Here is a 14227-nt window from a genome sequence, read left to right as displayed (position 1 = left end):
TTTACAAAATCAGGAAAGAGGCGAAATAAATTGAACATTGAAGATTCCTGTATTTCCTGCATTGACACAGACTGGTCCTACCAGCTTGCCAGACGCATGGAAAAAGAGAAAACAAACCCTGTTCTGGGCTATCGTACTGCAGGTTCCGCTGCAGAAACAGCTACAGGAGATATGTTATACAGGGAAATGAAAGCTATCGGACTTACCGATGTAACCAGAGATACATTCTCACTGGACGGATGGGAATTCGAGAAGGCAGTCCTGAAATTTACAGATGATGACGGGCAGGAACACACCTTTCAGATGGGCGGATATCAGACAAATTTCGAGACAGACGGATTTGAAGATTATGAACTCGTTTATCTGGGAAAAGGAACTGCCGCAGATTATGAAGGCATAAACGTAAAAGGAAAGCTGGTTATGGTTGAGATCAACCAACGCGACGAATGGTGGATCAGCTTCCCTGTTTATCAGGCTTATCTGCGCGGCGCTGCTGCCCTGATCGCAGTTCAGGCAAACGGCTACGGAGAAATCGCAGAAACTGCGCTGAATGCACAGGATATCGCAGGTCCTGATTTCGCACCTGCATTCTCCCTGTCTCAGGCAGATGCACGTATCCTGAAGCGTGCCCTCCGGAATAAAATTTCCGCCTGCGAAGACAATACCGCTGATTCAGAAGATATCCGTAACACTCCAGAACAGGATGCTGCTTTATTACGCAGATCCTCATTAAAAGTATCACTGGATGCCCGTTCCAGAGTGATCCCGGACACAACAGCAGGCAATATCACAGGTAAAATACAGGGGACTGAGACAGACTCTATGATCCTGCTGTCCGCACACTATGATTCCTATTTCGATGGATTCCAGGACGATAATGCAGCAGTCGCCATGATGCTCGGCATTGCCCGTGCACTGGTAAAGGGCGGCTATAAACCTGCCCACACTCTCGTCTTCTGTGCAATGGCTGCCGAGGAATGGGGAATCATTGATTCCAAATACGACTGGTCAACAGGAGCCTACAATCAGGTATTCCGCGTACATCCTGACTGGCAGGGTAAAGTGATTGCAGACCTGAACTTTGAACTTCCTGCACACGCACACAATACGCAGGATGCCATCCGCTGTACCTATGAATATGCAGATTTCATCAGACAGTTTACAGACAGCCTGACTGTCCCGAAGGAAGCATATCCTGACGGGATTACAGTTCTCTCTCCCATCGAGACATGGTCTGATGATTTCTCCATGGCGATTGCAGGTATCCCATCCACAGTCAATGACTTCAGTGCCGGACCATTCATGCAGAATTATTATCATTCCCAATATGATAATCAGGATGTTTACCAGGAAGCTGTCTATCAGTTTCATCATGAATGCTATCTGAAACTGATCATGGCCATTGACAGACTTGTCCTGCCACCGATGAATTTCAGCAATACCATGAACGCAGTCGCAGAAAGTATCCACGAAAATGCACTCTCATTTGCTGATCCTGAGCAGAATGTTCTGCTCAGAAACCTGCAGACAATTATAGATTCTGCCGAAAATATTTATGACAAAATCTGCCAGATTAATGCGGAATATGCCACACTTTCAGACTCCGACGCCCGCATTGCTTTCCGCCACAAATGGGAATATGCCGGACTGGAGCTGCTGAAAACTTTCCGCAAGGCACAAGACTATCTGGTACGTCTCAACTGGCAAGATGAAGTAATTTTCCCACAGGAAGCTGCCTCCAAAAATATCCGACAGCTGGAAAAAGCAAGCCGGGCTTTATCCGAGGGAAATATTACAGATGCATTGAAGGCCCTCTATCGAGTAGACAATAATATGTACGCATTTCTCTTCGATGAAGAAGTTTACTATCACTTCACCGAATACATTCTTCACCAGCCAAAAGACCGCCTGATGTGGGGTGCCGGACGTATCATGCATCACGAAAATCTCTACGGGATCGTGCAGAAACTGAAGCAGCGCATGGAAGAAAAAACACCGGAACTCGACAGTGAGATCCGTCGTCTGGAAGCTGCCCTGCGCAGACAGAAGGCTTATTATAAGGACGATATCCGCTACTTAAACACCTCCGTTAATAAGCTGTCTGCAATGTTGGATAACATCTATAATAATCTACTGTCTTTTTAAGAAACATTACCACTCCCGGGAACAGCAATGTTCCCGGCAATAAATAAGGAGATTACTACATACCATGGAAAGTGATAATTTGTACAGAGTACAGGAAGAAGATTTACCACGATTACAGAAACTGTTAACCGTCTGTTTCGCACAGGATCCGCTGTATCATACCCTGATTCCTGATGATGACACCAGAGAAAGACTGCTGCCGGAGCTTTTTTCCTGCGATCTGACGGAATTCTTTCAGACATGCGAGATTTATTCTGACAGCAGCGAACTGAACAGTATCCTGGTTGTTTCTGACGAAAGCGAACCTTACAATTTTCTGCACTACTGTCTCACAGAGGCCAGAGCTGCACTTACCACTGACGGATGGCTGATCAAAGAAGATCCAAGCCTGAAAACCTTCTGGAATTTCATTCAGGGCAAAGACTACCTGAACTCAAGCTGGACTGATCAGCTTCACCAGACAGAACGTCTCCATGTGATCTACCTTGCGGTAGACCCCGGACACCAACATCATGGGCTGGCAGAACTTCTGATGGATGAAGTGATAAATTACGCCCAGAAACACAAGATGCTGATTTCTCTGGAAACCCATAATCCCAATAACGTTCCTATTTATGAACACTTCGGATTTAAAACATATGGGATAGTGGAAAAACCTCACTTTGATCTGAAACAATATTGCATGATCAGAGAGGCTACTGTATAATTTGTATCTGTACTGCTCTCGCAATTATTAACATAAAGGCTCCGTAATTGATAAATTAACCTATTTTTCACTTACATTTTTGTCTATTTCTACGTCTAGTAATATTTATACTTTTATATTAAAATAAGCATACAGATGTTGGATAAAACTTTTCCACATCTGTTTGTTTATGGTACCATATGTACTTTTCCGCTACTATTCTTAATTACTGTTAACTGTTCAGAGACATTCCATTCAACGGACTGCTGAACATCCACGATTACCAGAAACAAAAGTATTTACCTGGCAATAAAAATTTTAATAACCCCAGAGTACACATCACTACACTGATAAGGAGGACTTATAATAATGGTACGAAATGCAATGAGCGCAACAGAATTTTATATTTTACAATATTTATGGACCAGAGAAACACCTGCAACTTTTTCTGAGATTATGGTTCACTTTAATGAGGAAGAAAAGAAAGCATGGAAGAAACAGACAGTAAACACATTTCTTTCCCGTCTGGCACAGAAGGGCTTTTTGAATGTTGACAAGAGCGGAAAAAGAGCTATCTATATTCCATCTGTCACCTCAAAGAAATTCTATGAAAATTATGCCCAGGAGATTGTAAAGGATTCTTACAACGGAGCCATCAAAGATTTCATCGCTGCATTTACAGCAGGAAATAAATTAAGCGCAGCTGAGAAAGCTGAATTATTATCTTATATACAGACACTTTAATCAAAAATGCTCAATAAAAAGGCTGTCATTAACAACAGCCTTTTTTATTTACAGAATTACTATAAATACCGGATCAGAGAAATTACTCAGACTCTTCTATATTTTCCAACGTAAGCTTATGATATGGCGTGCGCACATATTTTCCGTCGATCAACGGAATATCACTCTTATCTCCATCCGTTGCGATTACAAATGCAAGATTCAGCATTTCACGCGCCTGCCCCTCTTTATCATTATAAACCGTTCCAAGCATTTCCTCATTCTTTACAGCCTCAATCCCCTCATCTGTACCGTCAATCCCCACAACTCCGGGCCAGTTCTCTTTCGGAATATCAGATGCCTTTAACGCATCAATTGCTCCCAGTGCCATATCATCATTATTTGCAATGATCATCTCAATCTTTCCATCGAATTGCGTCAGCAGAGCTGCCATTTTTGTCTGAGCCTGCGCCCTGTTCCAGTTTGCTATGGCATATCCCAGCTTCTCTGTTTCCACTCCTTTTTCAACCATAGTATTCACCGAATACTCCGTTCTTACAATGGAATCCTGATGTCCGGCTTCACCTTCCAGAACCACATACTGGCAGATACCATCACCATTTTTATCAATATCTGCATTTTTCTTAAATGCATCTGCCGCAATTTCTCCTTCCAGCACACCGGACTGAGAAGCATCTGCTCCCACATAATACAGTTCACTCCAACGTTCCAGATCCTCTGTAACCAGTTCACGATTAAAAAATATGATCGGAACCTGATTATTCTCAGCCAGATCTGTGATCGTTGTAGGCTCTGTACGGTCGACCAGATTGACACACACCACATCACATCCTTTATCAATCAGGTTTTTCACCTGTTCATTCTGCGTCAGCTGACTCTGTGATGCATCCAGGATTTCCAGATTGATCGCCACACCGCTGGATTCCTCCTTATCTGCTGCGTATTCTGTAAATTCCGTCATCAATTCTGAGATAAATGTGTCATACTGGCTGTATAAGGTAACTCCTATTTTAATATTTTTGACATCCTTCTCCTCACTGCCCTTACATCCTCCGGCAGTAACAGTTACAAGACTCAGAACACCTGCCAGTGCCAGATATTTTCTGTGCATTTTCTTTTCCCCCATCTGTCTGTCCGGTCATCTTACAGCCGGAAACAAAATTCTGTTTGTTTCTTCATCATAGAGATTATCTTTGGATACCATATAAAATTCAACTTCTGCCTGTTCTGTTTTGTCCGTATAATACCTGATATTCTGCGCTGCAAGGACTATACTCTGATATCCCATATAATACTCATTGGGAACTGCCAGTTCCTGTATCGTCCCCTTATCCAGATAATATATCAGCTTCTCAGAACGACCTTCTCCATAGAGTTTCCATGAGATACGGTCATCATTCAGAATAATATCCACCGCTTTTTCCGTATCATCATTATCAAGAGAAATTACTGTATCTACCGGATGCTCTGCAAAATATTCTACATTTCGCATCTTCTTGTCAAGTTCCTTTTCCGAGAGTATCCAGGAAATCTCTATTCCTGCTTCTTCCAGCTTGTCCTTGACACTCTTTAACCGTTGCCTCATTCCCAGCTGACTCTGGTTTCCGCTCAAGATCCCTACTTTAACTGCTTTGCCCTGAATGACTGCATCAGCCAGACTTTTCCCCAGCTTCCCATGGTCTGTCATTACAGAAGTAAAAAGTCTGTCTGTCTCTATCCCTGTTCCCACAAGTACCACCGGTTTCGCTGATTCTGTTGGAAGGATCACATCTGCCTCACTGGAATAAGGCTCAACGATCACACCGTCTGCCTCTCCATCCAGTTCTCTTTTCACAATTGTGTGTTCTTCCTGTGCGTTCTGAAACGTGCCTGTAGAAACAAGATTCAGATGTACATGATTATCTTCTGCTCCCTGCTCCAGACCGGAACGAAAAGCATCCCACCGGACATTGCTGCTGTCATTTACAACAACAGATACAGATATATAATCTTCATCTTTCCCCTGATTTACCATTTCATGTGCACTGTATCCAATCACAGCCAGGATCACCAGCAGAAAAAGGAGGCCTGATATTCTGTTCTTTTTCATTCCGAACCCTCCTTTCCGGATGCTGACACTGAAGAATAATCCTTTCCACTTTCCAGAAATTTCTGCGTCTCCACTGTATATGGAATATACGGAATATGGATCTGTACCATCATTCCCTCATCTGGGCAACTGTGAATAACCAGACCATAAGCCTCTCCGAAGCGAAGCTTCAGACGGCTGTGGACATTGACCAGACCAACGCCTGAGCCATGCTTATGCGGTCTTTCTTTTCCGTTAAGAAGCTCTGCGGCCTCTTCTTCCGGCATTCCAAGTCCATTATCTTCCACCTCCAGATAAACATCCTTATCCTTGCGGTAACCCCGGACATGGATTTCACCCTCTCCGTCCATAAATTCCATACCATAATAAATAGCATTCTCAAGCAAAGGCTGAAGCACCAGCTTTACAATACACCCATCCAGAATATCTTCCTCTATCTGAAAATCCACTTCAAAGCTGTTCTTATATCTGATCTTCTGGATATTCATGTAATTTCTGGCATGCTTGACTTCATCCTCAATCTTAATCACAGTTTTACCCTTGCTCAGACTGATGCGAAACAGACTGGCAAGCTGCGTGATCATAAATACCGCATCATCATATCTTTCACCTGTAATCATCCAGACAATAGAATCCAGTGTATTATATAAGAAATGCGGGTTGATCTGAGACTGCAGGGCATCCAGTTCACTCTTTCGCTTCTCCTCCTGTTCCACTACAATATCATCCATAAGCTGACGAATCTGCGCAACCGTAGAGCGAAGTGTTTTTCCCAGATGCTCTACTTCCATGGAACCGCCTATATAAATATCCGGATTCATATTTCCGGCTTCCCACTCCTTCACCGAATCATTCAGGCGGCGCAGTGGTTTTGATATTCTGGCAGAAACCATCTGATTCAGCATCACCGCCGCAAGTACTGTCAGAGCTACCAGAAGAACTACCAGATTTCTCATACCTGTCATCCCCATGCTGAAAGATTTCATGGGAACCACACTGATCAGCTTCCAGCCTGTGTAACTGATGGTTTTTACTGTTACCAGTCGCTTTTCACCATGGAAATTCTCTTTTACAGTAGTATCTTCATATCCTGCTGCCTCGGTATTATTTTCCTCATACAGCCCCATGTGGATCAGGTTCTGCTTGGGATGATAGATAATTTCCCCGTCCGGTGCCATCAGATATACATATTCACCGGAAGTGTCTGTGTTTGCCTTCTCAAGAAGCTGCTCAATACTGCTGTAATTCATATCAACCAGAAGAACACCCAGCATGGTATTTCCATTTCTGGTAAGCTCCACCGTACGGCTTAAGGAAACCACCCAGTAATATCTGTAAGATGGGTCATCAAAGAGATTCTGCACATGAGGTGTGGAGAAATGAAAGTTTTCCAGTTCTCCGGCAGCATCCTGAAACCATTTCTGCGATTTTACATCAACTCCTGGTTTCTCTGTGGCAATGGGAGATGCTTCTGTCAGCTTCCCATCATTTGTATAACATGCCACACTGACCAGCTTATCCTTGTTCGCCTCGTACAAAAGATTCATAGAATCCTCCAGACTCTCACTTCCGATGTCTGTATTCTTGATTACCGTATAATACATTGCATCCGAAATACGACGCATATTCCTCAGATAATCCTCCAGATTGATGGTCGTCTGATTAAGAAGCTGCCTTGAATTTTCGACTGTAAGATTCTCTGCTTTTCTGGTAAACTGCTGATAAAGCATAACTCCAAGAAGACACATACAGCATACAGACAGAATTGTAAAAGAAATAGATATTGTCATCTGCATACTTCTTGTTTTTTTGTTCTTATGGGTTAATAATTCTCTGATCTTTTCCACTGATTCTCCTGTCTTTTGTTATTAACTGTTGGCAGTACGATACTTAGACGGCGACATACTGTACTGCTTTTTAAATGCGTAACTGAAATAATTAGGATCTGCATACCCCACTTTTTCCGCAATAATATAAGTCTTATCACTGGTAGTCATGAGAAGCTCCACTGCTTTTTCCATTCTGTAATCTGTCAGAAAACTGATAAATGTTTTACCTGTTTCTTTTTTAAAGATCGTAGAAAAATATGCAGCACTCACACCCAGTTCACGACATACGGATTCTATAGTAATGTTTCTGTCGCTGTAATGTTCCTGCACATATTCCACAGCTCTGGAAACAAAAGATCTGGTACTTGCCTGCCGTTCCTGCTGAACGGTTTCCTGTAACTTCTCACAGACTTTCAGAAGCCACTGCTCCAGTTCCTTCGGGGATTCCATCTGCATGCACTTATCAAAAGCTTCCCCCTTTTCACCGTAAAATTCAACACTGTCCAACTGATTGTTATTGCAGAAACGAAAAAGTTCTGTAAGAAGTCCCATAATAAAAATCTGATATTTCTGCATAGTAGTTCCATCCTGAAGAAACCTGCATACACAGTGACTGATTTCTGTTTCCAGTTCTTCTCTTGTTCCCATACGGATTCTTTTAAGAATCTTCTGTATTTCCTGTTCCTCCCAACGTTCATCCACATTCTCCATAGGATCAATTTCCGCAATATTGATCGCACGCGCATTTCCATAGATCACGCGATAGGAAACAGCACTCCTTGCACCCTGCCATGACAGCCGGATATCCGGCAGATTGTCACATACATATCCGATCCCTGCAGTTACCATTGCTTCACATACATGCTTTGCCAGACGACAGAACTGATCCATAAAATCCGTAAACGCAGTAATCTGTTCCTGTTCTTCAAGCTGTGTGATTACCACAATATCTCCCAGATACATCAGAATCCTTGATTTCCATTCCCCTTCCATATGTTCTTCTGCCAGCTTTTTCACTGATACCCCCAGCAAAAAAGGATTCATATTCTGTGGAATATCTGTAGTGCTGATATGTAAAATAGAAACTACATAACAGGGGCCGGTAAGATCAATCTGATAGTTAGAAAGATATTTTTCAACCTCCCCCTCAGGAATACGTCCGTCAATCAGAGAGGTATAGAAATTTTCCTGAAGAATCGGAAGACTTTCCATGTAATATTCTCTCAGCTTATCCACATTTCTCTTCTCATCCATCTCCCGCCCTATCTTCTCGTGGATACGCCCGAATACCTCTTTCAGGTTTCCGGCATCAATGGGCTTCAAAATATATTCCTCCACTTCAATCTGAATTGCTTCTTTTGCATATTCAAATTCATCAAAACCTGAAAAAATAATAATCTTGACTGTGCGATAAAGTTCTTTTAGCTTACGGCTTAAGGTCAGTCCGTCCATGTACGGCATCTTAATATCTGTCATTACCACATCCGGCTGCAGTTCCTCTGCCATCTCCAGAGCTTCCACACCATTATGCGCATAGCCCGCAATCTGAAACCCCATACTTTCCCAGTCCATCTTTTTCATAATAATCTGGATAACATCTTCCTCATCATCCACAAGCAGTACTGAATACTTCTCCATCTCTACACCTGTCTCTACATTTTTGTTTTTTTGTCTCGTAACCGTTCAGTGCCTTCACAATCAGCACTCTGTCAAATAGTTATCTTATTTCTTCTTATGTGAATTCGGAGTTCCGTATTTATCATTCATACGTTTCCATAAAATACCGAAAACCACAAACCACACCGCAATTTCCACAACTGCCGCATGGACACTGAAGTACATTAAGATTGCCATAACAAAAGAACCTGCCGCAAGAAAAAGTATCAGCTTTCCTGATTCTGCCACATATTTCTCTTTGTCCTTAAGTTTCTTTCCATTATCTTTCCCTGTGATGGATTCTGTATCATGAAAGATCAGCAGACGGGCTGCATAATATCCAAGAACAAGAGTCATCATCAGCGGAATCATTGCATTTGATAAATAACTGTTTCCCATTTTTTATTTCTCCTCTTTTTATTTCGCAGCTGTATATATAAAGAAAGGACCGTCGTACCAAAACGGCGGCCCTATATGTAACATTATATACTTTTTATTATTTTCTTGCAATGTATTTTCTGATATCCAGTGAAATAGCAATGAAGATGATAACACCAAGTGCGATGTACTGAGCGTATGCATTTACTCCCAGGAACTGAAGTGCTGCTTTCAGGAATTCGAATACTGCAACACCGACCAGAGCGGAAGATACTTTACCACGACCACCGGTTACAGATACACCACCGATAGTACAAGCTGCGATAGCTTCCATTTCATAACCATAACCTAACTGAACAGATGCACCGCCGGCTTTTGCACCCATCATAAATCCTGCAAGACCATACATAGCTGCTGCTTTTGCATAGATAATGATAAGAGTTTTCTTAACCGGAACACCGGCAACTTCTGCAGCCTGTGGGTTACCACCGATTGCATACATATATTTTCCATGACGGGTCATGTTGAAGATAAACCATGTGATAACACCAACCAGGATTGCGATCCATACCAGATAGCTCATTCCAAGGAATTTACCTGTAGCAAGTCCTGTATACTCACTTACATATCCTCCAAGAGGCGTTGCATTTGTATAAATACTGCAGATACCATAAACGATTTCCATCATAGCCATTGTGGAAATGAATGGCGGTACGTTCAGGTATGCGATAAAGAAACCTGTTACCAGACCGAATGCTGCACAGATCAGCATAACGACCAGAAGTGCAAGCCAGATGTTTAACGGTTTCATATCCGGATAGAATTTAGCGGAATAGTCCATTTTCTGAAGCAGTGTACCTGCGATACATCCGCCGAAACCAATCATACGACCTGCGGAAAGATCACATCCTGCTGTAATGATACATCCGGCAATACCAAGTGCGATTACCAGACGGAAACTCATAGTTGCAAGAATATTAGTAAGGTTGTTTGTTGTTATAAAGTTTGGTCTTGTGATTCCTGTGAATACGATAAGGCAAACCATGATGATGATAACACCATAATTTGTCATAATCTCTTTAAAGCTTAATTTCTTTTTACCCATTATTTTTCTCCTCCCATCATCAGAATTTTGTAGCATAACTCATAACATGTTCCTGAGTCATTTCATTTTCCTCTGTAAGTTCTCCGCGCATCTTTCCGTTACACATTACATAAACACGGTCAGACATACCAAGCAGCTCTGCCATTTCTGAAGAAATCATAATAATGGCTTTGCCTTCTGCTGCCAGGTCGTTCATGATCTCATAGATCTCGTGTTTTGCACCAACATCGATACCACGGGTAGGCTCGTCCATGATCAGGATATCCGGATCATTTGCCAGCCATCTTGCAACGATAACCTTCTGCTGGTTACCACCGGACAGGTTTGCGATATGCTCCTGCATATTCGGAGTCTTGATACGCAGCTTCTTGATACTGTCGTCTACGATTCCGTTGATCGTCTTATGATCAAGCACAAATCCGGCTTTCAGATGTTTGTTATAAATAGAAACACCTACATTATCCTTGATGGAAAGACATCCAAAAATACCATTTCCACGTCTGTCCTCTGTGATCAGACCGATTCCGGCTTTCATGGCATCTGCCGGATGTTTGATATTTACTTTTTTGCCTTTAATATAAATCTCTCCGGACTGGATCGCTCTCATTCCGAAAACGCCTTCCAGAAGCTCTGTTCTCTGAGCTCCTACCAGACCGCCAAATCCAAGAATTTCACCTTTGCGGAGTGTGAAAGATACATCCTGGAATGATTTCTCATGGATAGAACTTAAATGTTTCACCTCCATGACCACTTCTCCTGGTTTATTCTTTCTTTCCGGATATACATTGGTCAGCTCACGTCCTACCATCTTGGTAATGATATCTTCTGTAGTCATTTCGGCTGCAGGCCAGGTTCCTACATATGTACCGTCTCGCATGATGGTGATATCATCTGCAATACGTTTGATCTCATCCATCTTATGAGAAATGTAAACCATGGCAACACCTTTATCTCTCAGATCATTCATGATCCTGAAAAGAGCTTCTACTTCGTTATCTGATAATGAGGATGTAGGCTCATCAAAGATTACCACCTTCGCATTGTGTGAAACTGCTTTTGCAATTTCTACTGACTGCATCTGTCCGATAGAAAGATCACCCAGAAGAGCCTTCGGATCAAAATCCATCTTAACTTCTTTCAGCCAGTATGCTGTATCTTCATACATCTTTTTATGGTCAATTACCTGTAAAGGACCGTATTTCTTTGTAGGAAAACGTCCAAGGTAAAGATTTTCCGCTACTGTTCTTGCCGGAACCGGCTGTAACTCCTGATGTACCATTGCGATACCATATTTCATTGCTTCATCAGGATTATTAACTACAATTTTCTGTCCATCTAAGTAGACTTCTCCGGCATCCATTTTGTAAATACCGAATAAACATTTCATCAAAGTAGACTTTCCTGCACCATTCTCTCCCATAAGAGCATGTACTGTACCCGGACGGAGTGACAGCTGTACATTATCAAGTGCCTTAACACCTGGGAAAGATTTGCAGACGCCCTTCAGCTGCAGTTTGTACTCAGACATATTTCTCCTCCCTTTCCCTTTTCTCACAGAAAAGTACGGGTGCCTTTTAAGTCACCCGCACCTTTCTGAGCAAGATCAATTAAATTATTTTGTCATTTCTTTAATATCAGCTACGTTGTCTGTAGTTACTTTTACGTAATCACAGCCGATGTAGTGTTCATTTTCTTCGCCTGCAAGATATTTAACAGCTGCATCTGCTGCTGAATGAGACTGAGAAATATGATCGTTAAATACTGTACCTGTCATTTTGCCTTCTTCTACTTTATCAAGAGCCTCGGACAGAGCATCTACACCTACAAGGAAGATGTTATCGCCAACTGTACGTCCGGCAGCTTCGATAGACTGAAGAGCACCAAGTGCCATAGCATCGTTGTTACAGAATACAACTTCTACATCATCACCAAACTGGCTTAAGTCGTTAGCAACAAGCTGCTGAGCTGTAGCCTGATCCCAGTTACCTACCTGATCGTCAAGCTGGTTAACTTCAAGTCCTGCATCCTCAAGAGCTTTTACAGAGAATTCTGTACGATATTTAGCATCAACGTTCTCCGGGTCACCTTCGATCATGATATAATCAACTTTTCCGTTTCCGTTCTTATCAATTGTGTCAAGACCAAGATCAGCAATGATCTCACCCTGCATTGTTCCGGACTGACGAGCGTCGCATCCTACATATGTAACGTTCCAGCCGTTGTCTTCCCATCTCTTCTCTTCATCTTCGCTTGGCTCACGGTTTACATATACAAGCGGGATATTAGCTGCTACTACTTTATCTGTAATACTCTCTGCAGAGGAGGAGTTTACCGGGTTGATGATAAGTAAATCTACACCATCAGCAATGAAAGCGTCAATCTGGTTGGACTGTGTAGCCTGGTCATTAGCACCATCCTGGATTGTGATGTTATCTTTAGAGAATCCAAGCTCGATCAGATAGTTTTCCAGTTCTGTACGGAACAGAGTCATGAAGTTATCAGAGAACTGATAAATACAAATGCCAACTTTTTTGTCTGATAAATCTACATCAGGTTTTTCTGTATCATCTGCAGCATCATCTTTCTTCTCGTCAGCTGTTTCCTCTGTTGCTGTGTCATCAGATGCGAATACAGGCATTGCCACCATAGATGATGTGATCATTGCTGTTGCAAGTACTAAGCTCACTAATTTTCTTTTCATTGTAAAAACCCTCCTTGAATTTACGTTTGATTTGTTTATTAAACACGCAGAGCCTTTGTCAACGCTCACTCTCTCGCGTGCCCGTTTGTTTTACTGTGATTGTATTATAACAATGGATTCTTGAAAAAACTATACAAAATACTTCTGTTTTTCTTCGAAATCCTTTGTTTTTTATGCAGAATAACAAGGATTCTTCTAAACTTTTAAAATCTCATTGTCATTTTTATTAATTGCTTCCTATTATATGCCGTTATATATTTACATACTTTGTATATTCTTCTCCCACACCGCTAATTATTTAATTATTCTCTCACCAGTAAATCTGTCCCACTTAAGTCAATAAACAGTCAGAAAAAAGAATGGTTTCCCATGCATTTGCAGGGACCGTAGTAATTCTTAGGGTGTGGGGATCTGCGTTATGAGGAAAAATAGCAACCTGTCTGAGCCCTTTCGCGGCGAGTTTTGCATTTTTCCTCATGCTTTTAGCAGATCTCCAGACCCTTAGAATTCCTAGGTTCCGAAACCGCATGGGAAACCATTCTTTTTTCTGACGTCCCTCTTAGACCTATTTTTAAGCACAAAAAAACCAGCTAACAACTAGCTGGTTTCTACTATATCTTCAAAACTACATACATGCTGACATTTCCCTGAGATCATTACTTCCTGCGATTTCTTGGTCAAGCCCTCACCCGATTAGTAACAGTCAGCTCCATGCATTACTGCACTTCCACCTCTGCCCTATCTACCTCGTCGTCTTCAAGGGGGTTTACTTCTTTCGAATGGGATATCTCATCTTAAGGGGGGCTTCACGCTTAGATGCCTTCAGCGTTTATCCCTTCCGGGCTTGGCTACTCGGCCGTAGACTTGGCAGTCTAACCGATGCACCAGCGGCCCG

At 42.2% G+C, this 14227-nt stretch carries 11 protein-coding genes and 1 rRNA gene; 3 read left to right on the top strand and 9 right to left on the bottom strand.

The window, feature by feature from the left end:
• Window positions 1–96 precede the first annotated feature (96 nt).
• From KQI87_RS13960 to KQI87_RS13950, 3 genes are all read left to right on the top strand, one after another.
• Entirely contained in the window at window positions 97–2145 is a 2049-nt protein-coding gene (locus KQI87_RS13960) for a M28 family peptidase (RefSeq protein WP_253292538.1), read from the top strand.
• Window positions 2146–2209: 64 nt separating this feature from the next.
• Window positions 2210–2851: a GNAT family N-acetyltransferase gene (locus tag KQI87_RS13955; protein WP_025580832.1), complete on the top strand. Its 642-nt coding sequence runs from the start codon at window positions 2210–2212 to the stop codon at window positions 2849–2851.
• Between the two features lie 348 nt (window positions 2852–3199).
• Window positions 3200–3574, top strand: coding sequence for a BlaI/MecI/CopY family transcriptional regulator (locus KQI87_RS13950; protein WP_026649458.1), 375 nt, complete (start codon window positions 3200–3202; stop codon window positions 3572–3574).
• An 82-nt stretch (window positions 3575–3656) separates the two neighbouring features.
• Here KQI87_RS13950 and KQI87_RS13945 read toward each other — a convergent pair whose 3' ends face one another.
• From KQI87_RS13945 to KQI87_RS13905, 9 genes are all read right to left on the bottom strand, one after another.
• Entirely contained in the window at window positions 3657–4685 is a 1029-nt protein-coding gene (locus KQI87_RS13945; protein ID WP_216460662.1) for a galactose ABC transporter substrate-binding protein, read from the bottom strand.
• A 27-nt stretch (window positions 4686–4712) separates the two neighbouring features.
• Window positions 4713–5663, bottom strand: coding sequence for a substrate-binding domain-containing protein (locus KQI87_RS13940; protein ID WP_216460661.1), 951 nt, complete (start codon window positions 5661–5663; stop codon window positions 4713–4715).
• The gene (locus tag KQI87_RS13935; protein WP_216460705.1) at window positions 5660–7459 is read right to left on the bottom strand and encodes a sensor histidine kinase; all 1800 of its coding nucleotides are present in this window, start codon (window positions 7457–7459) and stop codon (window positions 5660–5662) included. The genes KQI87_RS13940 and KQI87_RS13935 overlap by 4 nt, the downstream gene beginning before the upstream one ends.
• Window positions 7460–7531: 72 nt before the next feature.
• Complete coding sequence (locus KQI87_RS13930; protein WP_216460660.1) at window positions 7532–9130, bottom strand: response regulator; 1599 nt, start codon at window positions 9128–9130, stop codon at window positions 7532–7534.
• Window positions 9131–9214: 84 nt separating this feature from the next.
• The gene (locus KQI87_RS13925; protein ID WP_173684385.1) at window positions 9215–9547 is read right to left on the bottom strand and encodes a hypothetical protein; all 333 of its coding nucleotides are present in this window, start codon (window positions 9545–9547) and stop codon (window positions 9215–9217) included.
• 97 nt (window positions 9548–9644) lie between these two features.
• Window positions 9645–10631, bottom strand: coding sequence for a galactose/methyl galactoside ABC transporter permease MglC (locus KQI87_RS13920; protein ID WP_216460659.1), 987 nt, complete (start codon window positions 10629–10631; stop codon window positions 9645–9647).
• Between the two features lie 19 nt (window positions 10632–10650).
• Window positions 10651–12159 (bottom strand): sugar ABC transporter ATP-binding protein, encoded by a 1509-nt coding sequence (locus tag KQI87_RS13915; protein WP_173684383.1) that lies wholly within the window; start codon window positions 12157–12159, stop codon window positions 10651–10653.
• Window positions 12160–12243: 84 nt separating this feature from the next.
• Complete coding sequence (locus KQI87_RS13910; RefSeq protein ID WP_173697338.1) at window positions 12244–13332, bottom strand: galactose ABC transporter substrate-binding protein; 1089 nt, start codon at window positions 13330–13332, stop codon at window positions 12244–12246.
• 673 nt (window positions 13333–14005) lie between these two features.
• A 23S ribosomal RNA gene (locus tag KQI87_RS13905) occupies window positions 14006–14227 on the bottom strand; the annotation flags it as partial.

This window comes from Blautia sp. MSJ-9 (assembly GCF_018919065.1).
GTDB lineage: Bacteria > Bacillota > Clostridia > Lachnospirales > Lachnospiraceae > Blautia_A.
The sequence above is the reverse complement of the archived record's forward strand: the minus strand, read 5'-3'. Positions and strand labels throughout refer to the sequence as shown.